The sequence below is a fragment of the Gymnodinialimonas sp. 202GB13-11 genome (assembly GCF_040932485.1).
Taxonomy (GTDB): domain Bacteria; phylum Pseudomonadota; class Alphaproteobacteria; order Rhodobacterales; family Rhodobacteraceae; genus Gymnodinialimonas; species Gymnodinialimonas hymeniacidonis.
Genome location: NZ_JBFRBH010000001.1, coordinates 3,521,958 through 3,546,903, shown reverse-complemented (window position 1 = coordinate 3,546,903; position 24,946 = coordinate 3,521,958). Strand labels below are relative to the sequence as shown.

Below are 24,946 nucleotides of genomic sequence, written 5' to 3'. Positions count from 1 at the left end.
CCGGGCCAGTCTCGCGGCCCCGCCATCTGTCGGAGCCAGGGACATGAAGCTTTCCATCGAACGCGCCACTCTTCTGCGTGCGGTCTCTCAGGCACAATCGGTTGTGGAGCGTCGGAACACTATTCCGATCCTCGCCAATGTGCTGATCGAGGCCGAGGGCGACAGCGTTTCCTTCCGGGCCACGGACCTGGATATCGAGGTGGTCGACAAGGCCCCCGCCCAAGTCGAGCGCGCTGGTGCCACGACGGTCTCCGCGGTGACGTTCCACGAGATTGTCCGCAAACTGCCTGATGGGGCGTTGGTGAGCCTGACCGAAGACAGCGCCGCCGGTCGCCTAACAATCGAAGCGGGCCGCTCCTCCTTCCAGCTGGCCACACTGCCCCGCGAAGACTTCCCGGTTATGGCTTCCACGGAATACGCCGCGAACTTCTCGTCCACCGCGCCGATCCTTCGCCGCCTGTTCGACAAATCGAAATTCGCGATCTCCACCGAAGAGACGCGCTATTACCTGAACGGCGTCTACTTCCACATCGCGGACGGCGAAGCCGGCAAAGCCCTGCGCGCCGTGGCGACCGATGGCCACCGCCTTGCTCGCATCGACACAGACCTGCCCGATGGCGCCGCCGAAATGCCGGGCGTGATTGTACCCCGCAAAACAGTGGGCGAGCTGCGCAAGCTGCTGGATGATGACGACACCCAAATCGCTGTGTCGGTGTCCGAGACCAAGATCCGCTTCGCCACGCCAGACATCACCCTGACCTCCAAGGTCATTGACGGCACCTTCCCCGACTACACCCGCGTGATCCCGATGGGGAACACCCGCCGGATGGAAGTCGACGCAGGCGATTTCGCCAAAGCCGTGGACCGCGTCGCGACCGTGTCATCTGAACGCTCCCGCGCCGTGAAGATGGCGCTGGACGAAGATCGTTTGGTCCTGTCGGTCAACGCGCCCGATGCGGGCAATGCGGAAGAAGAGCTGGCCGTGGCCTATGGCGACGAAAAGCTGGAGATCGGCTTCAATGCGAAATACCTGCTGGAAATCGCCAGCCAGGTGGACCGTGAGAACGCCGTCTTCATGTTCTCTTCCCCCGCCGAGCCCACGCTGATGCGCGAAGGCAACGACGAAAGTGCAATCTACGTCGTCATGCCGATGCGCGTGTGACACCGGACGGATGCCTCCGGCGGGAGTTTTTCTGGCAAGATGAAAGGGGCGCGCGATGAGCAAGGTGTTCGTCGCATCATTGTCGCTGTCCCACTTCCGCTCGCATCGGCGCGCGCGGCTTTCCCTGGATGGCCGCCCGGTTGCCCTGTTCGGCCCCAATGGCGCCGGTAAGACCAACCTGATGGAAGCCGTATCCCTGCTCAGCCCTGGGCGCGGGCTCAGGCGTGCGTCGGCGGACGATATTATCCGACGGCCCGAAGCGATCGGCTGGAAAGTCAGTGCCGAGATCGAAGGCCCCGGCATCGGCCACGAAATTGCGCTGACCGCCGAACCTTCGCAGGCGCGCATCACGCAGATCGACGGCAAGTCCGCACCACAAGTCGCCTTGGCAAAGCTCTTGCGCATCGTCTGGCTGGTCCCCTCGCAGGATCGCCTGTGGATGGAAGGCGCAGATGGGCGCAGGCGGTTTTTGGACCGCATCACGTTGAGCTTCCTGCCCGACCACGCCGAGGCGGTGCTGACCTACGAAAAGGCAATGCGTGAGCGGAACCGATTGCTGAAAGACGATGTCCGCGATCCTGCCTGGTATCGTGCGCTGGAGGCTCAGATGGCCGAGGCGGGCGTTCGGATCGTTGCGGGCCGTGAAGACGCGCTCCGCCGGATCGCCGCCGCGCAGGACGGCGCTGCGACGGCCTTCCCAGCCGCAGACCTGAGCATCGTGGTCGACACCCACTGCCAGACGGCGACGGATTTCGAAGCCGCCTTCGCTGACAGTCGCGCCCGCGACATCGCCGCCGGGCGTACGCTTGTCGGGCCCCATCGCGCTGATATGGGCGCGATCTACCGCGACAAGAATGTGCCAGCAAAGCAATGCTCCACCGGCGAACAGAAAGCGCTGCTGATTTCTCTCATCCTCGCCAATGCGCGCGCCCTCAAGGCCGAAACCGGAACCGCGCCGCTTGTCTTGTTGGACGAGGTCGCCGCTCATCTCGATGCGGGCCGCCGCGCCGCGCTCTTTGATGAGATCTGCGCGCTGGAGGCGCAGGCCTGGATGACCGGCACCGGGCCGGAACTGTTCACGGAATTGGGTGACCGCGCGCAACACTTCGAAGTGACCGAACAGGACGGCGAAAGCGCCGTGACGGTAGCATGAGCGCGCAAATCCTCCTCCTGCGCGGTATCAATGTCGGGGGCCACGGCAAGCTGCCCATGGCCGACCTGCGTGCGATGCTGGACGATTTGGGCGCAGGCGGTGCGAAAACGCATCTGCAATCGGGCAACGCAGTCTGCCCAACCCCGATCAACCCAGGCGATCTCGCCGACCGGATCGAGGCCGTCCACGGCTTCCGCCGCGACATCATCGCGCTCACCGCAGAGGATTGGCGCAAGCGCATCGCAACGAACCCGTTCCCAACCGGTCTACCCAAAACCCTGCACGGATATTTCCATGATGACGCCGCAATCGACACAGCGCCGATGGAAGCCCCCCGCGATCCTACGGAAGCGCTCTCAAGCCATCCCGGTGTGCTCTGGCTCCACACGCCAAACGGCTTTGGCACGTCGAAACTTGCCTCCAAGATCGAACGTCTCGCGGGCGAGCCCATGACCGCACGCAACTGGAATACCATCGCCGCGATCACTACCTTGATCGACAACCTCGGACTCCACCAAATCTTGTGCCAACCGCGTGACATCCCCGCGCAAAATGCGTATATATTGCGCAAATAAGCGGGACAAAAATCACATGGCAGAGCAAACCCCGACACCGGAAGACTACGGCGCCGATTCTATCAAAGTTCTCAAAGGCTTGGAGGCGGTTCGCAAGCGCCCCGGCATGTATATCGGCGACACCGATGATGGCTCGGGCCTGCACCACATGGTCTACGAGGTCGTGGACAACGGCATCGACGAGGCTTTGGCCGGTCATGCGGATGCCGTAACGGTTACGATCCACGCAGATTCTAGCGTTTCCGTCAGCGATAATGGTCGTGGCATTCCCGTGGGCATCCACGAGGAAGAAGGCGTCTCAGCCGCCGAGGTCATCATGACCCAGCTGCACGCCGGCGGGAAGTTCGATAGCAACTCCTACAAGGTTTCAGGCGGCCTGCATGGCGTGGGTGTTTCGGTTGTGAACGCGCTCTCCGATTGGCTGGAGTTGCGCATCTGGCGCGACGGCAAGGAGCACACCGCACGGTTCGAACATGGCGAAACCGTCCGCCACCTTGCGGTTGTGGGCGATGCCGATGGCAAGACCGGCACCGAAGTTCGCTTCATGGCCGCCACCACGACCTTCTCGAACCTCGAATATTCCTTCAAGACCCTCGAAAATCGCCTGCGCGAACTCGCGTTCCTCAATTCGGGCGTGCGCATCATCCTGCGCGATGAACGCCCGGCGGAGGCACTGGAAACCGACCTCGTTTATGAAGGTGGCGTCAAGGAATTCGTCAAATATCTCGACCGCTCCAAGACCCCCATGATCGAAGAGCCAATATATGTTGAAGGTGAGAAAGACGGCATCGGCGTCGAAGTCGCCATGTGGTGGAACGACAGCTACCACGAGTCGGTTCTGCCTTTCACAAACAACATCCCCCAGCGCGATGGCGGCACGCACCTTGCGGGTTTCCGTGGCGCGCTGACCCGCACGATCAACCTTTACGCCAACTCCTCCGGGATCGCGAAGCGGGAGAAGGTGAACTTTACCGGCGACGATGCGCGCGAGGGGCTGACCTGCGTGCTGTCCGTGAAAGTGCCGGACCCCAAGTTCAGCTCCCAGACCAAGGACAAACTCGTCTCCTCCGAAGTCCGCCCCGCCGTCGAAGGGCTGATGAACGAGAAGCTTTCGGAATGGTTCGAAGAACACCCGAACGAGGCCCGCCTGATCGTCACCAAGATCATCGAGGCCGCCGTTGCCCGCGAAGCCGCCCGAAAGGCCCGCGAACTCACCCGCCGCAAAACGGCAATGGATGTCGCCTCTCTTCCCGGCAAACTCGCCGATTGCCAGGAAAAGGACCCGGCGAAGTCCGAGCTCTTCCTAGTTGAGGGTGACTCTGCCGGCGGCTCCGCCAAACAGGGCCGTTCTCGTCACAATCAGGCCGTGCTTCCTCTGCGCGGGAAAATCCTGAACGTCGAACGCGCGCGTTTCGACCGAATGCTGTCGAGCCAAGAGATCGGCACGCTCATCACCGCGCTCGGTACCGGCATCGGCCGCGACGAGTTCAACCTCGAAAAGCTGCGCTACCACAAGATCATCATCATGACGGACGCGGACGTCGACGGCGCCCATATCCGCACCCTGCTGCTGACGTTCTTCTTCCGCCAGATGCCCCAGATCATTGAGGCCGGGAACCTCTACATCGCGCAGCCGCCGCTTTACAAAGTCAGTCGCGGTAAGTCCGAGGTCTACCTCAAAGATCAGGCCGCGCTGGAGGATTACCTCGTCGCGCAAGGCATCGAAGGGGCCGCCCTTCGCCTGCCCTCTGGCGAGGAAATTGCCGGTCAGGACCTTGCCCGCGTCGTCGATGGCGCGCGCAACTTCAAGCGCATCCTTGATGCCTTCCCGACCCATTACCCCCGTCACATCGTCGAACAGGCCGCCATCGCGGGCGCGTTCGACCCCGGCAAGGCCGACAGTGACTTGCAGGGCGTGGCCGATGACGTGGCCAAGCGCCTCGATCTCGTGGCTGTCGAATACGAACGCGGCTGGCAGGGCCGGATCACACAGGATCACGGCATCCGCCTTTCTCGTGTACTGCGCGGCGTCGAAGAAATCCGCACCCTCGATGGTGCTGTCCTGCGCTCCGGCGAGGCGCGCAAGCTGAGCGAAGTCTCCAAAGACACCCGCACCGTCTATCGCGATCCGGCCACCCTCGCCCGGAAAGAGCGAGAGCAATTGATCCATGGCCCCACCGAACTTCTGCAAGCGATCCTCGACGAAGGTGCCAAGGGCCAGCAGATGCAGCGCTACAAAGGCTTGGGGGAGATGAACCCCGACCAACTCTGGGAAACCACGCTGGACCCAGAGGCGCGCACGCTGCTGCAAGTAAAGATCGAAGACTTGGCTGAGGCCGACGACATCTTCACCAAGCTGATGGGCGACGTGGTGGAGCCGCGGCGTGAATTCATCCAAGCGAACGCGCTCAGCGTCGAGAACCTCGATTTTTGAACGACCAACCACCAGCGCCCTCGAATACCCTGCGTTACGTAACGATCGCGTTCGGGGTAATGGTCGTGGGTGCCGCAATACTTGGCTTGGGGCGCACCCTCGGCCCGACCGCCGATCAGCAAGCCGAAGAAACAGCTGCGCGTTTCGATCTGTCGCTCCTCAACCCGGGTCAGCCCGTCACCATTGATTGGCTCGACAACCCGGTCATCGTCCTCCGCCTCACGTCAGAACAAGAATCCCTCGCCCGCAGCATCGACATTACGGATCTACTCGATCCGCTGGCCCGCAATGCGATGCTGCCCCCAGATGCACCTGCCAGTTTCGAGAACCGCACAATTGACTCCGATGGCCCCATTGTCGTCATGAACGCGCAATGCGACCACATGGGGTTTATTGCAACCTATTCTGATAGGCCGGAAAACACTTGGTTTTGCATGCGCGGGGCCGAAGAATTTGACCCCGTCGGCCGGCGCTTGATCACCAATGGCCTTGGCGCGGACAGCATCGGAATTCCACCCCATACCGTCACCGAAGATGGTCACCTTATCTTGCTGACCGAACAAGAGTTGCTCCTGCTGGGTGGTGTCGACCGTCTGATTTACGGCTCAGGCGACTGACATGGGTCAAGACCGGCCGATATCTCGCATGAACACAGAACAGAGGCCCCCATGTCCGACGGTTTCGCCGAGATGATCATCCGCGCCAACGGGTTCTTCACCGACCTGCGCGCTAACAACACCAAGGAATTCTACGAGGCTCACAAGGCCACCTACAACGCGGAGATCAAGAAGCCCGCTGAACTCCTCGCCGATCTCTTCGCAGAAGACCTCGCTAAGCACACTGGCAAAGCGCACAAGCCCAAGGTGTTCCGCATCCACCGTGATGTGCGCTTCTCCAAAGACAAGACGCCCTACAACACCCACCTGCACCTGCTCTGGTCGCAGCCGTCGCAGGCCCCAACGGCATCATGGTTCTTCGGTGCCTCCCCCGACTACCTGCTCCTCGGCATGGGCGTCATGCATCTGGAGAAAGATAGCCTCACTGCCTACCGCAACATGGTCGACCGGCGGGGCGACGATTTGACGGACGCCATGGAAGGGTCTGGCGCGTCCCTCTCCGATTGGGGCCCCGATCCACTCAAGCGCGTGCCCAAACCGTTCGACCAGGACCATCCCCATGCGGACCTGCTCAAGCGAAAGGCGTTCGCGCTCAGCACTGATTTGGCCGATGGTTGGCAAACCTCGGGGCTATTGAAGACACTCAACGCGATGCTTCCGCCCCTTCTGCCCACTTGGAAGATTCTCAACGAGACCTTCCCAGGATAAACCCCAAGACCCACTGCGATTCGAATCATCCATCTAAGGTAAGGCTAGCCTTACCTTAAGCGTCACTTTATCCGAATCTTTCCCCTTACATGCTGTGCTCAAAAAATGCGGGGAAACCTTACCCCGCGCTCTGACACCCAATAACATCGCCATTTCATCACCCTGTCAGAGTGCTATCGACGCATTTTTGGACGTAGCGTCACGCAAGTCTCGATCTCATTTTTATTATTTAATTTCAGATACTTATTTCAATGACATCCGATAACACACCCCTGTTATGACCTTTCTTTTCGCTGAAATTGTCTGACGGGGCGGTTGGGGGCCAAGTTCTGGTCATCGGCTCAACGGGGCACACACCCCACCGGGCCAATAACACCTGAACCTGAAACACACACCTGAACCAAAACTTTATTTAAGGACTTAGACACATGAAATTCGCACTCATCAAAACCGCTGCCGTCGCAACCGCACTGATCGTTTCCGCCGGTGCCGCATCTGCCTGCAACTTCGCCGCTGCTAACCAGTTCGGCTGGGATCACTCCGCTGGCGTACAGCAGTTCGGCAACTGCAACTTCACGCAGATCGACCAGACCGGTTGGGCCAACACTGGCGCTGGCGTGTCGAACGGTGACTTCAACACCGTGATCATCGGCCAAGATGGCGCACTGAACACCGGCGTTGTCGGCCAGAACGGCAACTTCAACGGTGGCGCAGTCCAGCAGTCCGGTGCCCTGAACTACGGTGAAGTCGTCCAGAACGGCAACTTCAACACCGGCGCTGTGATCCAGACTGGCGTGGGCAACACCGGCGTCGTGACCCAGTCGGGCACCGGGTCCACGGCTCTGATCATCCAGGGCAACTAAGCCCGGACACCTCCGGGGGCGGGATCCCCTTCTCCCCTTCATCCCCGCCCCCGGACCCTCATTCCAAGACCAAACAGATTTTTTGAAAGGACAGGCCAATGACCAAGTTTTCGAAATCCCGCGCCGCACTCGGCCTCGCCGCGATCAGCTCGGCCGTCCTCGGCTGCACCGCGATTTCGGCTGAACCCGCCGACCTGACCCGCGAAGCCCATGCCCAAGCCGCTGCTCCGATCGCTTGCGTAATCACCGCCGAAGCACAGGGCTCCATGCTCACGCTGGCTCCCGTCGTTCAGGCATCCGAGGCCGTCTCGGGCATCTACAGCCTGCGCGTCGAAGGCCCCGGCACACGCCTCAACCAGGGTGGCCCCTTCTCGGCCCGCGCAGGAGAGACTGTAACCCTCGGTCGCATGATGACCTCCGGTTCGGCCTCCAGCCTTGATGCGGAATTGACCCTCACCATCGACGGGCGTGAATATCGCTGCCCCGCCGACCTCTAAAACCAAACCTCTAACCCCAACCCTTTTTCAAACCCCTTCATTTTTTCAAACACCACATTTTCAAAAGGAAACACTACCATGTTTAAGAAAGTCATTATCGCCGCCACGCTCGCCGCTACGACCGCCGTTGCAGCCCTCCCCGCTGCGGCCCAAGGCCAGATCAGCTTCGGCATCTCGGCCCAGACCCAGGAAGAGCGTGACCTGATCGCGCTGGGTCTCATCGGCTACCAGCTCGCCAATGGTGGTGACCCGGCCGAGGTTCTGACCAACGCAGCCCAGGGCAACATCGGTGTCGTCCATCAGGAAGGCAACGGCCACAATGGCGCCCTTGTTCAGGGCGGCACGGGCAACGCCGGCGGTCTCTTCCAGTTCGGCAACAACACCAACGGTGCCATCGCCCAAAACGGCGGCGACGGTGACCTGGTCTTCACCTTCGGCTGGTAAAGCGAGCGGTTTTCCCTCGCAAACCAACCCCCAGTTCGGCCCCAGCGGGCCGGAACCCCGGACGCCCAATCGACCCTAGCCCCCGTTTCCCCTGCAGGTTGGGCGTCCGGACCCCAAAGTTTCAAGAATAGAGAGCGCCAAGTCCTCCTCCCCTCCCTCTCTCCTCCCCCGGCGCTCTCTTCCCTCCTTCCCCCGGTTTTCGATCTTCCTGGGGAAGACTCTGTCCCTCAGACGTGTCCCAAACTCCCCCCGGCCCTCGCGGTCGGGGGCTTTTTCATTGCGCAGGCTCGGTGCAAACCGCACTCATACCGCATGAGCCCCGCGCGCCGTCTGACCCCCTTCCTTTTGCTGCTGTTCACCAGCACGCTCGGCAATTCCGCCATTGTTCCGTTCATGCCCTTCTTCATGGTCGACGGCCTTGGCCAACCGCCCTGGATGCTCAGCGTCTATGGCGGCCTTGCCGTGTCGCTAACGGTCGTGCTCAACCGCATCTTCGCGCGGCGCATCGACGGCGGCGCTCAGGTGTTCCCCATCATTGGCATCGCCGTTGCGGGCTACGCTTTGGCCAGCCTCTCCATGGCACTCTCGCCCACGCTGCCCGTTATGCTGACGCTCGGTGTCCTCGGCTACGGACTCAGCGCCACCTCCATCTCCGCCATGTTCGCCACCGGCGGCCACATGGCAGAACGCGCCGGCATCCCCCGCACCAAGTTCAACGCGTGGATGCGCGCCACCACCTCGACCGCTTGGATGATCGGCCCAGCAGTCAGCTTCTCGCTGTCCGGCGTCTACGGCCCGCACATCGTTTTCCAACTCGCCTGTGGCCTTGCCGTCCTTTGGGCTGTCGTCTGGCGCATCGGCTTGCCGCGCGACATCACTGCCCCCGCACCACCCAAACCACCGGCCGACCTCATCTCCGCCCCTTCCGATCTTTGGTTGGCGGCCGCCTTCATCTTCTGCCTCTCCATCGCCCACGGCCTGACCTTCTCAGCCCTGCCTCTGTTCTTCGTGCAAGAGGTCGGCTTACCAGACTTCGCCCCCGGTGCGGCCTTCAGCGTGAAGACCTTCGTCGAGGTCATCGCGATCTTCAGCTCGTCTTTCCTGATTGCGCGCTTCGGCCTGCGTGCTCCACTGATGGTCTGCACCTGCCTTGCCGTGGCGGCGATCCTCGTCCTCTCGTCCGTCAAGTCACTTCCGCAGATGGCCCTCGGCTCCGCGCTCGAAGGGCTCTATTACGGCCTCTTCGCGAGCCTCGGGATCAGCTACATCCAAAGCTTCGCCCAAGACCGCCCGGCGCAGGCCACGGCGATCTATTGGAACACTCTGATGATCAGCGGGCTTCTGGCCGCCCCCGCCGTAGGCCTCATCGCGCAACTGACGGATTTCCGCACGGTCCTTCTGATCGCGTCCGGTGTTGCGGCACTGGCGATTCCCACGCTGCTCATTGGCATTCGCCACGCACGTCGCCCATAATTTAAGCCGATTTGCCAAAGGCTTGTTAACCGATTTCGGCAAATTGCCGCCGCGCATGCGCGATATCGGCAATCCCTTGCCGGACTCGTATATGCAACAATCCCGGCATATTTCCCCAAGATGGCAGCCCCCTAACCTTAGTATCGGTGGGGGCATGACACAGGGGTAATGTGACCATGCCTGTTTTCTTGACGTTGAATGCCGGTAACATCTTCGATCCGTCCTTCTGGTCGGCGCAGGATGTGACCGCAGAAAGCACGATCAATGCCGTCGCCGTCCCGGATACGGTTCAGATCATCATGGACGGCGCGTCGATCACCTTCATCGACACCACCACGAACACCTCCACCACCTTCACTGATGCTGATCTCGCAGGCGGCTCCTTCAGCAACTTCGTGGCCTTCCGGGGCAACGATGCCGACAACACCATCGGCGGCTCCGTCGGCCTCGACAGCTTCGGCTATGTCGGTGGCGCGGGCGACGACACCTTCACGGATGATGGCGCCGATGGCGGCCAGGTCGATGGCGGCGGTGGCAACGACACGCTGATCGGCGGCGTCGGCAACAACAACATCGCAGGTGGTGAGGGCGACGACATCCTGCGCGGGGGACAAGGCAACAACAATCTGTCAGGTGGGGCGGGGGCCGATACTCTGTTCGGCGAAGACGGCTCCGGCAATCTCGATGGCGGGGGCGGGGACGACCTGATCGTCACCTCCGTCAACACTACCTTCGTGCAGGGTGGGTCGGGCGTGAACTCCATGATCATCCCCGAAGGCGCGACCATCTCACCCTTCTCGCCCACGGGCGGTCAGGTCACGGTCACTCTACCAGACGGCAGCACGCGGCAATTCACTTACCTCAACATCCCGACCGAGAACATCTCCGTCATTTGCCTCGCAGCCGGCACGCAGGTCGCAACGGATCGTGGCCCTGTGGCCGTCGAACACCTCAACCCCGGCGACCGTGTGCTCACCATGCTGGACGGCGCGCAAACCCTACGCTGGATCGGCCACAAAACGGTCCGCGGCGATGGCCCCCTCGCCCCAATCCGCTTCGCCCCCGGCGCGCTTGGCAACGACCGTCCGCTCTACGTCTCACCTCGCCACCGGATGCTGCTGCAAGACCCCACGTGCGAGATGCTGTTCGACACCAATGCCGTGCTCTGCGCCGCCATGCACCTGTGCGACGGCGGCAAGATCCGCCGCTCTCCGCGCCCGCTGGTGACCTACTTCCACCTGATGTTCGACCGCCACCAGATCATCTTCGCAGAAGGCACGCCGTGCGAAAGCCTCTTCATCGGCGACTATCAGATGGCACGCGACAAGGCGCTCTACGATGAATTGCTGGAGCTGTTTCCCGAGCTTGCCGACCCGGCCCATCCGGCGCGCGAACTCTCACACCGGGAATTGCGCCCGTTCGAGATGGCGGCATTACGGGACTACGACTACGCCTGACCGCACGGGATGGTGGGAGGGGCGACGCTGCCAAGCGAGCGTCTCCCGTCATCCCCCCAGATGCGTCTCCCCCCGCGCCTTCGCCAATTCGATCTGCCGCTGCCGTTCCCGGAACCGCTCCCGATCCGCCTCGGAATGCTCGCCCAAGCAATGGTGGCACGACACCCCTTCCTCGAACTCCGCCCGTGCCCGATCCGCAGGCACCAAGGCCCGCCGGCAGGCCCGGCACAGGAAATGCGCCGTCTCTTCCAGCCCATGCCCCACGGCCACGCGCTCATCGAACACAAAGCATCCGCCCTGCCACAGGCTCTCTTCCTCCGGCACCTCTTCCAGGTATTTCAGGATCCCACCCTTAAGGTGGAAAACATCCTCAACCCCCTGCGCCTTCAAAAACGCCGTCGACTTCTCACACCGGATGCCGCCCGTGCAGAACATCGCAATCCGCTTGTTCCCGAACCGATCCTTGTTCTCGTCCCACCACTTCGGGAAGTCGCGGAAGCTCGCCGTCTCAGGGTCCACCGCCCCCTCGAACGTGCCGATCGCCACCTCGTAGTCGTTCCGTGTATCAATCACCGCCACATCCGGCGCGCTGATGAGCGCGTTCCAATCGCCGGGGTCCACATGAGTTCCTACGGAGGCCGGGTCCAACCCCGGCGCCCCCATCGTCACGATCTCTTTCTTCAACCGCACCTTCAGCTTGTTGAACGGAGGCGCCTCCGCATGGCTCTCCTTCCACTCCAACCCACTGAACCCGGGCAGCGCCCGAATATGCGCCAACACCGCATCAATCCCCGCGCGCGTCCCCGCAATCGTTCCGTTGATCCCCTCCGGCGCGATCAACAGCGAGCCCTTCACCCCCGCCTTACACGCAACCTCCGCCAATGGCCCCTTCACAGCGGAGGGGTCCGGCACCTTGGCGAAATGGTAGAGGGCGGCGACAGTGAACATGGCGCGTGAGTTATCGCACGCCGACGCCCCTCGCAATCGCCGCACGGCGCGTGATCTGTTGTTTGATCTCTGAAAGTGGCACGTTACGCGGCAGCATGATCGCGCTGATCGTGTAAGACCCGCTTATGGCATCGAAGGCCAGGAACCGCTGCCCCGAGACCTTCATCTCATCCATCGATCTGATCTCGTCATATCGGATACGAGGCGCACGCTTGGAAAACATCCCGCGCGGCAAACGGATCTCGTCGCGACCCAAAACCAATGCCTGCGGATTGCGGCGCCCAGCAACCATCAGGAATAGCGGGACAACGGCAAACAGACAGCAAATGACAAATCCCATGAGGGGTTCAGACCGTTCGCCCGGCTCGGCCTCAAGAACCGCAAAGAACAGGAAATAAGCCCCCGGCCCGAAAAACAGCAGGCACAGCAGCATCGGCCAAAGTCGCATCTTCATGGGGATTGAGATTTCGTCCATGCCCATTGCTCCCTTCTCACCAAGTCGAAGGAAACGCCTAACGTCTCAAAGCGGCATCAATACGACCGTCCCACCAGTTCCACCCCGAGCAAAATCCCTAAGCCGACACCGGCAACAACCCCACCGCCCGCGCCTTCGGGTGCTCCAGCCGCGCCGCATCATACCCGGCCCGCCGCAAAGCCTCCATTGTCAGGTCCGCGTTCTCCGCGACAAACGTCTCACTATCCTCGTCGCCCATCCGTTCTGCCACCAACGACAGAAACGCCAGTGTCAACGTCGCGTTGAACTTCTCTGACGCGCCCGCCGCCGTGGCCGAGGCCCGGATTCCGTCTGCATACCGATGCGCCGCCTCGAAGAACTCCCACCGCCGCAAGGCCGCGTGGGCGGTTCCCAAATGGTCCGCGTGGCTGAACCCGGTGCAGGGCACCTTACCGGACAGGATCGTATCCAGCATGTGGTCATATTTCACTGAAACTCCTCCTCCAGCCCGTGGGCATCCGCTGAACTCAGCTCCAGCCCATAGACCTCCCGCAGCGCCTCAATCTTCCCGCGTGTCACCTCGCCGAAGACCAGCTTCCCATCGAAAGCGTGCAGCGCCATGCACTCCACCAGCTCGCTCATCGAAATGTCCAGATACTCCGCCGTGCCCTTCAGCACCTTCACCATGCGCTTTTCCAGCCGCAGGCCCGTCTGCATTCGCTCAATCTTTTTCATGGTCCTACGTTAGCTTGATTCGTGTCATGACAACAAGACAACACTTTCACTCTGCGGCCCACAGCCTAAGCTGCGCCGCAGCATCAGGAGGTGACCCCATGACCCAAGCCCTCATCGTCATCGACGTCCAAAATGATTTCTGCCCCGGTGGCGCGCTGGCCGTGCCCGAGGGCGACTTGATCGTCCCCGGCATCAACGCCCTCATGTCCGAGTTCGACGCCGTCATCCTCACGCAGGATTGGCACCCGGCGGGTCATTCCTCTTTCGCGTCCAGCCACCCCGGCAAGCAGGACATGGACCTGATCGACATGCCCTACGGCCCGCAGGTGCTCTGGCCCGACCACTGCATTCAGGGCTCCATCGGGGCGCAGTTCCACCCGGATCTTACTGTAGACCGCGCCGACATGATCATCCGCAAAGGCTACAACCCCGCGATCGACAGCTATTCCGCGTTTTTCGAGAATGATCACAAAACGCCCACCGGGCTGGAGGGCTACCTGCGCACACGCGGCATCACCGACCTCACCATGGTTGGCCTCGCCACCGATTTCTGTGTGAATTTCTCCGCCGTCGATGCCGCGAAGCTTGGCTTTACCGTCACTGTCCGCACGGATCTCTGCCGCGCCATCGACTTTAATGGATCGCTGGAGGCGGCTCATGCAGGAATGGCAGACGCCGGAGTCACTTTGGCCTAACCCGCTCGAACTGACGCCAAAACGCCTGTTTTTCCCCGTTTCCCCGGCCCGCACACTCCTTATCGGGTGCAAGCAATGGAAACAGGGACAAACGCCATGAAAAAACCACTCGCAGAATTCATCGGGACCTTCACTTTGGTCCTCTTCGGTTGCGGCGCCGCCGTTCTGGCTGGCGGCGACATTGGCCTGATGGGCATCAGCTTCGCCTTCGGCCTCGCACTGATCGGCATGGCCTATGGCATCGGTCCGGTCTCGGGCTGCCACATCAACCCCGCCGTGACCCTCGGCGCGGTCGCCGCTGGCCGGATGAGCATCGCCGACGCCATCCCCTACATGATCGCACAGATCGCCGGGGCCATCGCAGGTGCCGCCGTGCTTCTGATGATCGCCTCGGGCAACGCCGATTACACGCTGGCCGAAAACGGCCTGGGCCAGAATGGCTGGGGCACGGGCTATCTCGGCGAATACACCATGATCGCCGCCTTCGTGTTCGAGGTCGTCGCAACCTTCCTCTTCATGGTCGTGATCCTTGGCGCAACTGGCGCCAACGCCCCCGCCGCTTGGGGCGGCCTCGCCATCGGCCTCGCGCTCGTCGTGATCCACCTCGTGGGCATCAACGTGACCGGCGTGTCGGTGAACCCCGCCCGCTCCATCGGGCCCGCGCTGTTCGTTGGCGGCACTGCCATCGCGCAACTCTGGCTCTTCATCGTGGCCCCCATCATCGGTGCAGTCGCGGCAGGCATCCTGTTCCGCACGGGCCTTCTCGACAGCGATGCCTGATCCAATGTCGGGGGCAGGCCAGGTGCTTGCCCCCGCTCAACATCCCCCCTAAACCGGCCCAGTTGTATACAGGCTCAGGGAGGGTGCCATGACCGCGAAAACCGTAGTGAATAGCTGGAACGAGTGGGATCCGCTGCGCCACGTCATCGTGGGCCGCGCCGATGATTGTCACATCCCGCCTGAGGAACCCGCGCTTGACGCCAAGGTCCCCGAAGACAGCGACATGCGCGGCCAATGGGGCCGCCGACCGCAGGAAACCATCGACCGCGCAAATGAGTTACTGGACAACTTCGCCAAGCAACTCGAATCCCGCGGCATCCGCGTCGACCGCCCTGACAGCATCGACCATTCCAAGCCCGTCACCACGCCCGATTTCCACACCGACAGCCAGTTCGGCTGCATGCCGCCCCGCGACGTGCTGCTGACCGTCGGTTCAGAAATTCTTGAGGCGACGATGTCCTATCGGTGCCGCTGGTTCGAATACCTCAACTACCGGCCACTCATGCAGAAATACTGGGATGAAGACCCCAATTTCCGGCATGAGGCCGCACCCAAGCCCCGCTTAACTGACGCCGATTACCACCCCGACTACCTGTCGGACAAAATCGGCGTCGAAAAGCGCCTGCAATGGGCCGCTGAGAAGTTCTTCGTGACAACCGAGGAAGAGCCCCTGTTCGACGCCGCCGACGTCCTGCGCTTTGGCCGCGACCTCGTCGTCCAGCACGGCTTCACGACTAACCTCAAGGGCATCGAATGGCTCGCCCGCCACTTCCCCGATCACCGTGTGCACACGGTGAACTTCCCCGGCGATCCGTACCCGATCCACATCGACGCGACCTTCACGCCGCTGCGCCCAGGCCTGATCCTCAACAATCCGCAGCGCCGCCTGCCCGAGGATCAGCGCAAGATGTTCAACGACAACGATTGGGAAATCGTCGACGCCGCGCAGCCCGCGCACAACGCGCCCCCGCCGCTCTGCTATTCCTCCACATGGCTGTCCATGAACGTGCTCGTCCTCGACCCGAAAACGGTCTGCGTCGAAGCGTCCGAGGTCTACCAGATGGAGCAGATGGACAAACTCGGTATGGAGGTCGTCCCGGTCGAGCTCCGCGACGCCTACGCCTTCGGCGGCGGCCTCCACTGCTGCACGGCGGACGTCTACCGCGAAGGTACTTGCGAGGATTACTTCCCGCAGCAGTAATCAAACGCGCGCCTATACCGGGCAATGGATCCTCTGCTACGCTTTGTGCAATTCAGATGATCCATTGTCCAAGAAGGCTTTCCATGCGCGTTGTTCTTTACTGCCTGGCCCTGTTGCTTCCCGCGCTCGTCCACGCCCAACAGACCCAAACCTACACCGGCGGCGCGCACAACGTCACCGTCGGTGCGCACGCCGCTCTAACCCTCGACCTGATCCGCAACGGCGATGGCACTTACGGACTCGCGATCACCTTCGACCACGTGAACCTGTTCGGGGATGTCGTCGCAACCGGCGGGCCACCCCTCACGGACGATGGCTACATCGCCTGCGCCGAGGGTCACGAATGCATCACCTTTGAAGGTACGATCGCGCTCGACAGCCGCTCGGGCTTTGACGACGGCACCACAACCTCCTTCGCAATGTCCCTCGACCTCGACGGCCACAGCAATACGGCCATGGGCGTCTACCATATTGGCCCCTTGCCTGGCTTCACCTTCGAACAATACGGCACCATCACACTCGCCACGCCGGTCAGCTGAGCCGCCCATGTCGATCCGAAGCCCAAGACTGCCGAAGTCCCGTCGAAACCGCCCCGTGAAGCGCAGCCCTGAACTCGGGCCGCGACCTGATCTGAATAGAACGCGCGAAATGTGGTCCCTGAAGACAGGAACCGCGGGGGATCTCAACTGGGCCTACAGGTACCATCCGAGTTGGGAGGCGACCTATTGCGCGGCATGGCTCCCCCGCCAGAATGCGGAAGACTTTGCCACCTTCTTTGATCTCAGCCATGCCTGCGCCGACCTGTGCGACGGCGTAGCGCTGCCCCAAGACCCACAACTCAAATCGCTCGCCACAAACCACATGGCCATCGAGTACCTACCCAAACTCAAAGAAGCCCTGAACCTAACCTTTGAGCGTCCCAAACATGCCGTCATCGTTGAGGAGGATTGGAACGTTTTCGACATCCTGTTCGTCGATGACACCCATTGGTGGCGGTTGCTTTGGGCGACCTCCGCCTGAAAAAGGCGCGTAAGGAAAACCTAACCTTTACGTCAACGTCAACGCTGGCTTTGCTGTAGAGGCAGATTCCTTACGAAGGTCCCACTCGTGACCCGCACGACCCTCCCCCTCGCCGCCATCGCTGGCCTTCCAATCATCGCCCTTGTCCTCGCCCTTTGGGGCCAACCGTGGATTTGCACCTGTGGGGAGGTCCGCCTCTGGGTCGGTTCCATCTGGGACAGCGGCAATTCCCAGCACATCGCCGATTGGTACACGCTCAGCCACATCCTGCACGGCGTCTTGATCGCACTGATCGGACGCGTCGCCTTCCCGCGCCTTGGCTTCAACGTGCTCTTCGCCACCGCCATCATCACCGGCATCGGGTGGGAGGTGATTGAGCATACCGATTGGGTCCTCGGCCAATTCCGCGCCACCACGGTGAACCAGGGCTATACCGGCGACAGCATCCTGAACGCCGTGGCGGATTACGTCTGGATGATGGGCGGCTTCTTCGCCGCATGGCGCCTGCGCGTGCCCGTGACCCTCGCGCTTGTGGCGCTTCTGGAACTCACCGCCGCCTTCATCGGCCGCGACAGCCTCGCGCTCACAACCCTGCAACTGGTCTACCCCAGCGAGTCCATCGCCAGCTGGCAGCAGGAACTCAACCCCAACGCCCCTTAAAGCTGCGCGTGATAAAGGTTCACCTTCGTCCCCGAATGGTCCACTGGCCCAAAGGCTTCCAACGTCAGCCCCGTCGCCTTCGCCAACCCGCCATCACTCGTCACGATCCCCACGCGCCAGCCGCCAAACTTCTCGGCCAAAACCCCGCCCAGCGCACCATAAAGGCCGAACAACAATTTCCGATCCCCAATTCGCCCCCCATAGGGCGGGTTCACCATCACGATGCCCGGCGCCACACCCTCCGGCGGAACCAGATCACTGATCGCCGCGCGCTCGAACGCCACAAGTTCGGCAACCCCCGCCCGCTCCGCATTCCCGCGCGCGCCACGAATGGCCCCGTCATTTCGATCAAACCCAAAGAACCGCGTGCCCCGCGATGCGCCACACTGTCCATCTTTGTTCCTTAAATATGCATCTGCACCGCCTGCCATCCGCTCAAACGCAAATGTCCTTGAACGCCCCGGGATCAACCCCGCCGCAATCTCCGCGGACTCCAACACAAACGTCCCCGACCCGCACATCGGGTCCACCACAGCCTGCGTGCCGTCAAACCCCATCACTCGCAGAAATCCCGCTGCCATCGTCTCCCGCAACGGGGCTTTGCCGACGAATTCCTTGTGCCCCCGCCGGTGCAGCGCCTCTCCGGTCATATCTAGGCTGATGGTGCACAGATCATCGTTGATCCGCACCTTCACCACGATCTCGGCCTCTTTCGAAACCGGCACCCCCGCCGCTTTCAGCCCGCCCTCGACACGCTGAACCGCCGCCTTGTTCACGTAGATCTTCGACTTCCGGCAGGTCGCTTCCACCTTTACCGGCACATCGTCCCGCAGCCATTCGCGCCACGCGACCTTCTTCGAGCGCTTGTCCAACTGCGCCAGATGCATCGCCCGGAATTCCGCTACCCGCGCCAGCACCCGCACCGCGCAGCGCATCTCAACATTCGCCCGCGCCGCCTCGGCCAGCCCGCCGTCGACCTCAACGCCCCCAGCCACACGCCGCACGCCGTCAAAGCCCAAGCCCCGCGCCTCGTCCTCCAGCGGGCCTTCCAGCCCCGGCACCGCCACCAAAAACAAACCGCTCATGCCGTCCTCTCGCCCATTCCGTCCCCACCAACGCCCTCATGCCGCCCTTGGCAAGAGCGCTCTCGCAGCGCACCCTAATGCAGAACCCATAAAACACCTGCGCAAATCACATGATCGAACGCCAACACCCCATCACCTACGCGGTCTGGAGCCTCCTGCTCCTCGTCGCCTTCTGGGGTGTGTTCGAGGCCCAGTGGAGCCTCGTATTCATCGCGCTCATCACCGTGACCCTCACCCTGATCCCGATCCTCAGCAGCCGATGGACGGGCGTGCGCCTGCCCGCAGGCTTCATCGCCGCCGTCACGATCTTCATCACGGCTACCGTCTTTCTGGGCGAGGCGTTCGACTTCTACGAACGGCTCTGGTGGTGGGACCTCGCCGCGCATTCCGGCTCGGCCGTGGGCTTCGGCATGGTCGGCACGGTGCTGGTCGTCGTCCTCGTGCGTGGCGATAAACTTGCCCTGTCCCCAGCAGTTGGCGCCCTCTTCGCCTTTTCCTTCGCGCTGGCCATAGGCGCGATTTGGGAGATATTCGAATACGGCATGGATCAACTCTTCGGCCTCAACATGCAGAAATCCGGCCTCCACGACACGATGGGCGACCTGATGGTGGACGCCGCCGGTGCCGCCGTCGGGGCAACCGCGGGCTATTACTACCTGCGCGGCTGGACTGATGGGCGCCTCTCCCGCGCGGTCGCCCAATTGGTCGAAGCTGTCACGCGCAAGCCGCCCAAATAGACGCGTTCGACGGTTGCATCCCAGCCCTGCCCTCGCAAAAGTCCCGCCATGACCGACGATACCTTCCCCGCCCTCGACGAGGCGCAGTTCAACGCCCTCGATCCGGCCCAGTTGTTCCCCGAATACGACCCGGCCACGCCGCCGCGGTTCCTGATCCTCTACGGCTCCCTCCGCGACATGTCCTATTCCCGCGCACTGGCGCAGGAATGCGACCGCCTGCTCCGCCGCCTCGGGGGAGAAACGCGCATCTACAACCCCGAAGGCCTGCCGCAACCAGACGGCGCGCCCATGGATCACCCCAAAGTGGTCGAGCTGCGCGAAAACGCAGAATGGTGCGACGGCTTCGTCTGGGTCTCTCCCGAACGACACGGGGCGATGACCGGCATCATGAAAAGCCAGATCGACTGGATTCCGCTGTCGATGGGCGGCGTGCGCCCGACGCAGGGCAAAACGCTGGCCGTGCTGCAAGTCAACGGTGGCAGCCAAAGCTTCAACACCGTCAACCAACTGCGCATCCTGGGCCGCTGGATGCGCCTTGTAACCATCCCGAACCAAAGCTCCGTGCCGATGGCGTGGGATCAGTTCAAGGACGGGCGGATGAAGCCTTCACCGCTCTACAACCGCGTCGTCGACGTGATGGAAGAGCTGGTGAAATTCACCCACCTCACCCGCTCCAACCGGGACTACCTTCTGGATCGGTATAGCGAGCGGGTGGAAAGCCACGCCAAACTCAGCAAGCGGGTGAACACGCCGAAGGCGGATTAAGCCCCGCTGCCGTCCCCCAACACGGCCAACACCGCACGCGCGCTTCGATCCAGATCATCTGCGGGCACCTGAGCGCGGGCCAGAATACGCAGTCCGACATATTGCGTCTGCAACACGCGCGCCATCGCCTCGCTCTGCTCCGGTGCCATGACGCTGCCCAGCGCCACTTCGAAAGCCAGCCGCAGATCGTCCAGCAGCCCGTCCACGACCTCTGCGATCTCAGGATCATCAAACGATGGCCCCGCCGCGGCTGAGCACAACAGGCACCCGCGCCTGTCCCCATTGCGCACCGCCTGTGCGACGCTCTCGAACACCCGCGCGATGCGCTTGCGGCCGTCTGGCTCCGTGTCGTCCTGCAACACCGCAATCGCCGGGGCGACCTGCGCGGCCTCGTAGCGGGCCATGGCCGTCAGGAAGAGGGATCTCTTGTCGTTGAACGCCTTATAGAGGCTGCCCTTCGTCATCCCCATGCCGTCCAGCAGCAAGGCAATCGACGCGCCGTCATAGCCGTGTTCCCAGAACACGTTCATCGCGGCTTCGGTGGCCTGCTGTTCATCAAACTCTCTGGGGCGCGCCATCTCTGTCTCCTTCAACGCCCGCACATAATATGGAACCGGTCGGTCCACAATCACTCTTTTGTGTTTTGTACCGTTCGGTTCCTAATATTACTCATTCTCCTACACCGAGCGAGTCACCGCCCGGCCCGCAACACGAAACAAGCACCTCGCTTAACCTCAAACAGAAAGACCAACCCATGAAACAACTCATCTTCGCAGGCTTCGCGCTCGGCATCGCCGCTGCCACTTTCGCCACCGCCGCCTCCGCCGACACCATCGCTGCGTCCGGTACATTCACGGGCCTCAGCGATCACATCACCACCGGTGGCGTCACCATTGTGGAAACCTCTGGCGGCGGCTCCGTCGTGATCCTGAACGCTGATTTCAGCCTCGACGGCGCACCCGATCCCAGTGTCGGCTTCGGCATCAACGGCGAATATGTCGCCGCCTCCGATTTGGGGGAACTGACGTCGATCAACGGCCTGCAAGCCTACCCGGTACCGGCGGGCCTCGATGTGACCGATTTCACCGAAGTGTTCATCTGGTGTGACGAATTCTCCGTCCCCCTCGGCGTCGCCGCGCTGTCGAACACGTAATCCAAACGCAAAGGATCAAACCCATGCGCTTTATCACCAAATCCCTGCACGCCTATCTCGACTATCCTGTCGCACTTGGCCTCATCATCATGCCCTTCATTCTTGGCATCGGCTCCATCAACCCCGTCGCCCTCTACCTCTCCGTCACCACGGGCGCGGCGGCCTTCCTTCTGACCCTGCTGACCGATCACCAATTCGGCCTGCTCCGCGTGTTGCCTTACAAACTGCACCTCGCTGTTGACGGCGCCGTGGGTCTGGTCTTCGTCTCGGCCCCCTTCATCTTCGGGTTCACCGGGATCGAGGCCGCCTATTACTGGGTTCTTGGCGCGACCGTTCTGGCCGTCGTCGCCCTGCACAAGCCCGACGACGCGACCGTCGCGGCCTGAATGCCTTACAGGACGGGCTGGCAAAGGCTGGCCCGTCCCAAACCCCTACTGCCGCACGCAGGGCAGCAGCGCGATACCGGGCGGGGTTGGAAGCTCAAGCGGTTCCCCCAAACCCAAATAGTCGGTCAACCGCACAGCAGACCCGTAATTGCCCTGTTGTCCCGTTACCGCAATCGCATTGGGATTTCTGGACGTGCCATAGGTCCCGGGGTCTCCCGGGGTGCTCCCCGTGGGAAGGCGCAGCGGCTGGCGCGGCAGGGCCTCGCGCGGGATCTCAACAGTATCCGCACCGACCTCCGCACCAATGCCCTCACTTGCGCCCACGGCCACCCGGCCACCGGCCAGCCCCTCATGCAAGCGCCACCCCGCCGGGCACGCCTCCAGCGCGAACATCGAAACTTGGCCCGCAGGCACCGCCGCCTCAACCCGCGCGGCATAATCAGCGGCGATCTGCGCTTCCATCTCGGCCACCAGATCGCGGGCGACATAGGAATAAGGCACCTCGCGGCTTGGCCCGTTGGGAGAGGTGAAGCGGAACGTTCCGCCCGCCGCACTCTGCCCCTCGGGCAATTCGCAGGTGATCGACCTCTCGCCGCTGAACTCGATGGTATTCTCCCGGCTGATCGGGTCCGTATCCGTCGCATCGCCAAAGCAGGCAATCGGATCGCCCGACATGCCAGAAAGCTCCACCGTGCGCGGGCCGGAGCTTCCCGCTTCATACCGGAACTGCACCGTGAAGCGTTCCAGCACGCCGGTCTCGCTCAATTCGCCGGTCAGGAAGGTCTGACCCGCACTCACCAAAGTGGCGACGCATTCATTGTATTGCTGCGTCACCCCCGCGCCGGACGTGATGAAACTGTCCGTCTGCAGGAAATCCGAAAACGCGCTCGACCCCTGATCGCAGACATTGCGAAACCAAGCCTCCGTCTCGCCGCTGGTACTGTCAAAGCTCAGGCCCGCCGACCCCGAGTTCCGCCCCCGCTGCATCGCGCCCTGAAATCCGAAACTCGTCCCCTCAAACGCCTCACTCAGCGATCCTTCCTGCGAACAGAAACTGGCAAACTCATTCATGATCGTCTGTCGCGTCTCACTGACGGAGGATCGGTCGATCAACTCCGCATCCAGCAATCCCGTGCAGCGATCAATCGCCGTCTGCCCAAAGGCCGCAGTGGTGGTCAGGGAAAAGAGGGCAATCAGATAAGTGGGGCGCATGGAAAGGGTCCTTCAACTGCAAAGCGTGCGTCCTGCCTACCCTTGCACGAACGCCCGGTCTTTGGGGCAATATCCCCATGTTAAAGATCATTTTTCCGCGCTCAGCACAAAAGGAGAGGCCGCAGGTTTCCCCACGGCCTCTCCCAATGTCACATCCGCTCTGCTCAGTGCGTGAACTTCTTGATCTCACCCGACCGCAGACGCGCGCTGTAAGAGGCCAGCTCCTGCTTCACGACCTTCATCAGGAAGTAGAGGCAGAAGATGTTGACCACAGCCATCGCAAAGATCGCCGCGTCCGAGAAGTCGATGACCGGCCCAAGGCTGGCCGCCGCACCAATCACGATGAACACACAGAAGATCAGCTTGAAGATCAGCTCCGTCGTCTTCCCTTCGCCAAACAGGTACGTCCACGCCTTCAACCCGTAGTAGGACCAGGAGATCATGGTCGAGAACGCGAACAGGATCACCGCAATCGCCAGCACGAACGGGAACCAGCCAATGGCCGACCCAAACGCTGCGGATGTCAGCGCGACACCGCCGTTGCCGTCCACGGTTGCAATGGCCGAGCCTGCTTCGTTCAGCATGTAGTTGCCGGTCTCAGCGTCGATGATCAGCTGCTGCGAGATGATGATGACCAAGGCCGTCATCGTGCAGATCACAACCGTATCGATCAGCGGCTCCAGAAGCGAAACGAACCCTTCGGTGATCGGCTCTTTGGTTTTCACCGCCGAGTGTGCAATCGCCGCCGAGCCCACGCCCGCCTCGTTCGAGAACGCCGCGCGCTTGAAGCCCTGGATCAGTGCGCCGACAAAGCCGCCCGCAACGCCGAGGCCCGTGAAGGCACCCGCAAAGATCTGGCCAAAGGCCCAGCCGATCATGTCGATGTTCACGATCAGAACCACGATGGCCGCACCGACATAAAGGATGCCCATGAACGGCACGATCTTCTCGGTCACGCGCGCGATGGATTTGATACCACCCACGATGACCGCGAACACCACCGCCGCAAAAACAAGGCCGGTGATCCAGCCAGGGAATTCGCCGGTGATCTGCGTGATCTGCACATGCGCCTGATTGGCCTGGAACATGTTGCCCCCGCCCAGCGCACCCAGAATACAGAAGATCGAGAACAGAACGGCCAGGATCTTACCCCCCGGCAAGCCCAGCTCGTTGAAGCCTTTCGAGATGTAGTACATCGGACCACCCGAAACGGTCCCGTCCGGGTATTCATTGCGGTATTTCACGCCCAAGGTGCACTCGGTGAACTTCGACGCCATCCCCAGAAGACCCGCAAGGATCATCCAGAACGTCGCCCCGGGCCCGCCAATGCCTACGGCCACCGCGACGCCCGCGATGTTACCAAGGCCGACCGTGCCCGAAAGGGCTGTGGCCAGCGCCTGAAAGTGGCTCACCTCACCCGCATCGTTGGGGTCGGAATAGTCGCCCTTCACCAGCGCAATGGCATGGCCGAAGAACCGGAACTGCACGGCAGCGAAGTAGATCGTGAACACCGTCGCACCGATCACCAGCCACATCACAATCCACGGAAAATTCGTGCCCGGGATCGACATGAAGATGAAATTCACGAACCAACCCGTCGCACTGGCAAATGCCGCGTTCACCTGCTCGTCGAGCGTGGCCGCAGCCTCTTGCGCGAAGGCGGGCATGGAAACGGCCAGATAGGCGACCCACGCAAATAGAAGTGTAGATAGCTTTTTCATGTGCCCGGATC

At 62.0% G+C, this 24,946-nt stretch carries 29 protein-coding genes; 21 read left to right on the top strand and 8 right to left on the bottom strand.

Annotated features, from left to right (window positions below; translation table 11 throughout):
• Positions 1 to 43 precede the first annotated feature (43 nt).
• The 11 genes from dnaN (at position 44) to V8J81_RS18060 (ending at position 11,383) form a co-directional block, all read left to right on the top strand.
• On the top strand, positions 44 to 1,162 hold the full coding sequence (gene dnaN / locus V8J81_RS18110; RefSeq protein ID WP_368477147.1) for a DNA polymerase III subunit beta: 1,119 nt from the start codon (positions 44 to 46) through the stop codon (positions 1,160 to 1,162).
• 55 nt (positions 1,163 to 1,217) lie between these two features.
• A complete protein-coding gene (gene recF / locus V8J81_RS18105; protein WP_368477146.1) occupies positions 1,218 to 2,315 on the top strand; it encodes a DNA replication/repair protein RecF in 1,098 nt (365 codons plus the stop codon).
• The gene (locus tag V8J81_RS18100) at positions 2,312 to 2,890 is read left to right on the top strand and encodes a DUF1697 domain-containing protein (protein WP_368477145.1); all 579 of its coding nucleotides are present in this window, start codon (positions 2,312 to 2,314) and stop codon (positions 2,888 to 2,890) included. Before recF ends, V8J81_RS18100 begins: the two co-directional genes overlap by 4 nt.
• A gap of 16 nt (positions 2,891 to 2,906) precedes the next feature.
• Positions 2,907 to 5,324 carry a DNA topoisomerase (ATP-hydrolyzing) subunit B gene (gyrB, locus tag V8J81_RS18095; RefSeq protein WP_368477144.1) on the top strand — a complete coding sequence of 806 codons (2,418 nt, stop codon included), beginning with the start codon at positions 2,907 to 2,909 and terminating at the stop codon, positions 5,322 to 5,324.
• Complete coding sequence (locus V8J81_RS18090; protein WP_368477143.1) at positions 5,321 to 5,941, top strand: Rieske (2Fe-2S) protein; 621 nt, start codon at positions 5,321 to 5,323, stop codon at positions 5,939 to 5,941. Before gyrB ends, V8J81_RS18090 begins: the two co-directional genes overlap by 4 nt.
• A gap of 51 nt (positions 5,942 to 5,992) precedes the next feature.
• Positions 5,993 to 6,649, top strand: coding sequence for a DUF2461 domain-containing protein (locus V8J81_RS18085; protein WP_368477142.1), 657 nt, complete (start codon positions 5,993 to 5,995; stop codon positions 6,647 to 6,649).
• 428 nt (positions 6,650 to 7,077) lie between these two features.
• Positions 7,078 to 7,512: a hypothetical protein gene (locus V8J81_RS18080; protein WP_368477141.1), complete on the top strand. Its 435-nt coding sequence runs from the start codon at positions 7,078 to 7,080 to the stop codon at positions 7,510 to 7,512.
• Between the two features lie 98 nt (positions 7,513 to 7,610).
• Positions 7,611 to 8,009: a curli-like amyloid fiber formation chaperone CsgH gene (gene csgH, locus V8J81_RS18075; RefSeq protein ID WP_368477140.1), complete on the top strand. Its 399-nt coding sequence runs from the start codon at positions 7,611 to 7,613 to the stop codon at positions 8,007 to 8,009.
• 78 nt (positions 8,010 to 8,087) lie between these two features.
• Positions 8,088 to 8,453: a hypothetical protein gene (locus tag V8J81_RS18070; protein WP_368477139.1), complete on the top strand. Its 366-nt coding sequence runs from the start codon at positions 8,088 to 8,090 to the stop codon at positions 8,451 to 8,453.
• 312 nt (positions 8,454 to 8,765) lie between these two features.
• Positions 8,766 to 9,926: an MFS transporter gene (locus V8J81_RS18065; RefSeq protein WP_368477138.1), complete on the top strand. Its 1,161-nt coding sequence runs from the start codon at positions 8,766 to 8,768 to the stop codon at positions 9,924 to 9,926.
• Positions 9,927 to 10,102: 176 nt separating this feature from the next.
• Positions 10,103 to 11,383 (top strand): Hint domain-containing protein, encoded by a 1,281-nt coding sequence (locus V8J81_RS18060; protein ID WP_368477137.1) that lies wholly within the window; start codon positions 10,103 to 10,105, stop codon positions 11,381 to 11,383.
• Between the two features lie 48 nt (positions 11,384 to 11,431).
• Here the strand turns inward: V8J81_RS18060 and trhO are convergent, their stop codons facing one another.
• The 4 genes from trhO to V8J81_RS18040 all read right to left on the bottom strand — a co-directional run bounded on the left by trhO (position 11,432) and on the right by V8J81_RS18040 (position 13,520).
• Complete coding sequence (gene trhO, locus V8J81_RS18055; RefSeq protein ID WP_368477136.1) at positions 11,432 to 12,331, bottom strand: oxygen-dependent tRNA uridine(34) hydroxylase TrhO; 900 nt, start codon at positions 12,329 to 12,331, stop codon at positions 11,432 to 11,434.
• A gap of 10 nt (positions 12,332 to 12,341) precedes the next feature.
• On the bottom strand, positions 12,342 to 12,806 hold the full coding sequence (locus V8J81_RS18050; protein ID WP_368477135.1) for a hypothetical protein: 465 nt from the start codon (positions 12,804 to 12,806) through the stop codon (positions 12,342 to 12,344).
• A gap of 97 nt (positions 12,807 to 12,903) precedes the next feature.
• Positions 12,904 to 13,275 (bottom strand): hypothetical protein, encoded by a 372-nt coding sequence (locus tag V8J81_RS18045; RefSeq protein ID WP_368477134.1) that lies wholly within the window; start codon positions 13,273 to 13,275, stop codon positions 12,904 to 12,906.
• Positions 13,272 to 13,520 (bottom strand): hypothetical protein, encoded by a 249-nt coding sequence (locus V8J81_RS18040; protein WP_368477133.1) that lies wholly within the window; start codon positions 13,518 to 13,520, stop codon positions 13,272 to 13,274. The genes V8J81_RS18045 and V8J81_RS18040 overlap by 4 nt, the downstream gene beginning before the upstream one ends.
• A 98-nt stretch (positions 13,521 to 13,618) precedes the next feature.
• On the opposite strand from V8J81_RS18040, the gene pncA reads away from it, so the two are divergent.
• The 6 genes from pncA to V8J81_RS18010 all read left to right on the top strand — a co-directional run bounded on the left by pncA (position 13,619) and on the right by V8J81_RS18010 (position 17,876).
• Positions 13,619 to 14,215 carry a bifunctional nicotinamidase/pyrazinamidase gene (pncA, locus tag V8J81_RS18035; protein ID WP_368477132.1) on the top strand — a complete coding sequence of 199 codons (597 nt, stop codon included), beginning with the start codon at positions 13,619 to 13,621 and terminating at the stop codon, positions 14,213 to 14,215.
• A 96-nt stretch (positions 14,216 to 14,311) separates the two neighbouring features.
• On the top strand, positions 14,312 to 14,995 hold the full coding sequence (gene aqpZ, locus V8J81_RS18030) for an aquaporin Z (RefSeq protein WP_368477131.1): 684 nt from the start codon (positions 14,312 to 14,314) through the stop codon (positions 14,993 to 14,995).
• Positions 14,996 to 15,083: 88 nt separating this feature from the next.
• A complete protein-coding gene (locus tag V8J81_RS18025; RefSeq protein WP_368477130.1) occupies positions 15,084 to 16,196 on the top strand; it encodes a serine/threonine protein kinase in 1,113 nt (370 codons plus the stop codon).
• Positions 16,197 to 16,279: 83 nt separating this feature from the next.
• On the top strand, positions 16,280 to 16,735 hold the full coding sequence (locus tag V8J81_RS18020; RefSeq protein ID WP_368477129.1) for a hypothetical protein: 456 nt from the start codon (positions 16,280 to 16,282) through the stop codon (positions 16,733 to 16,735).
• A gap of 109 nt (positions 16,736 to 16,844) precedes the next feature.
• Positions 16,845 to 17,216: a hypothetical protein gene (locus V8J81_RS18015; protein WP_368477128.1), complete on the top strand. Its 372-nt coding sequence runs from the start codon at positions 16,845 to 16,847 to the stop codon at positions 17,214 to 17,216.
• Positions 17,217 to 17,303: 87 nt separating this feature from the next.
• Positions 17,304 to 17,876: a DUF2585 family protein gene (locus tag V8J81_RS18010; protein WP_368477127.1), complete on the top strand. Its 573-nt coding sequence runs from the start codon at positions 17,304 to 17,306 to the stop codon at positions 17,874 to 17,876.
• Here the strand turns inward: V8J81_RS18010 and V8J81_RS18005 are convergent.
• Positions 17,873 to 18,961, bottom strand: coding sequence for a THUMP domain-containing class I SAM-dependent RNA methyltransferase (locus V8J81_RS18005; protein ID WP_368477126.1), 1,089 nt, complete (start codon positions 18,959 to 18,961; stop codon positions 17,873 to 17,875). The genes V8J81_RS18010 and V8J81_RS18005 overlap by 4 nt on opposite strands.
• Positions 18,962 to 19,071: 110 nt before the next feature.
• Here V8J81_RS18005 and V8J81_RS18000 point away from each other — a divergent pair, with 110 nt between their 5' ends.
• Together V8J81_RS18000 and arsH are read left to right on the top strand one after the other, a co-directional pair.
• On the top strand, positions 19,072 to 19,698 hold the full coding sequence (locus tag V8J81_RS18000; protein ID WP_368477125.1) for a DUF2238 domain-containing protein: 627 nt from the start codon (positions 19,072 to 19,074) through the stop codon (positions 19,696 to 19,698).
• A 48-nt stretch (positions 19,699 to 19,746) separates the two neighbouring features.
• On the top strand, positions 19,747 to 20,463 hold the full coding sequence (gene arsH / locus V8J81_RS17995; protein ID WP_368477124.1) for an arsenical resistance protein ArsH: 717 nt from the start codon (positions 19,747 to 19,749) through the stop codon (positions 20,461 to 20,463).
• On the opposite strand, the gene V8J81_RS17990 is transcribed toward arsH, so the two are convergent.
• Complete coding sequence (locus V8J81_RS17990) at positions 20,460 to 21,041, bottom strand: TetR/AcrR family transcriptional regulator (RefSeq protein WP_368477123.1); 582 nt, start codon at positions 21,039 to 21,041, stop codon at positions 20,460 to 20,462. The two genes, arsH and V8J81_RS17990, sit on opposite strands and share 4 nt — an antisense overlap.
• 176 nt (positions 21,042 to 21,217) lie before the next feature.
• Between V8J81_RS17990 and V8J81_RS17985 the strand changes: the two genes are divergently transcribed.
• Together V8J81_RS17985 and V8J81_RS17980 are read left to right on the top strand one after the other, a co-directional pair.
• Positions 21,218 to 21,616, top strand: coding sequence for a DM13 domain-containing protein (locus V8J81_RS17985; protein WP_368477122.1), 399 nt, complete (start codon positions 21,218 to 21,220; stop codon positions 21,614 to 21,616).
• Positions 21,617 to 21,639: 23 nt separating this feature from the next.
• The gene (locus V8J81_RS17980) at positions 21,640 to 22,002 is read left to right on the top strand and encodes an SPW repeat domain-containing protein (RefSeq protein ID WP_368477121.1); all 363 of its coding nucleotides are present in this window, start codon (positions 21,640 to 21,642) and stop codon (positions 22,000 to 22,002) included.
• Between the two features lie 45 nt (positions 22,003 to 22,047).
• On the opposite strand, the gene V8J81_RS17975 is transcribed toward V8J81_RS17980, so the two are convergent.
• The gene (locus V8J81_RS17975; RefSeq protein WP_368477120.1) at positions 22,048 to 23,214 is read right to left on the bottom strand and encodes a hypothetical protein; all 1,167 of its coding nucleotides are present in this window, start codon (positions 23,212 to 23,214) and stop codon (positions 22,048 to 22,050) included.
• 164 nt (positions 23,215 to 23,378) lie between these two features.
• Positions 23,379 to 24,935 carry an alanine/glycine:cation symporter family protein gene (locus tag V8J81_RS17970; RefSeq protein WP_368477119.1) on the bottom strand — a complete coding sequence of 519 codons (1,557 nt, stop codon included), beginning with the start codon at positions 24,933 to 24,935 and terminating at the stop codon, positions 23,379 to 23,381.
• Positions 24,936 to 24,946 lie beyond the last annotated feature (11 nt).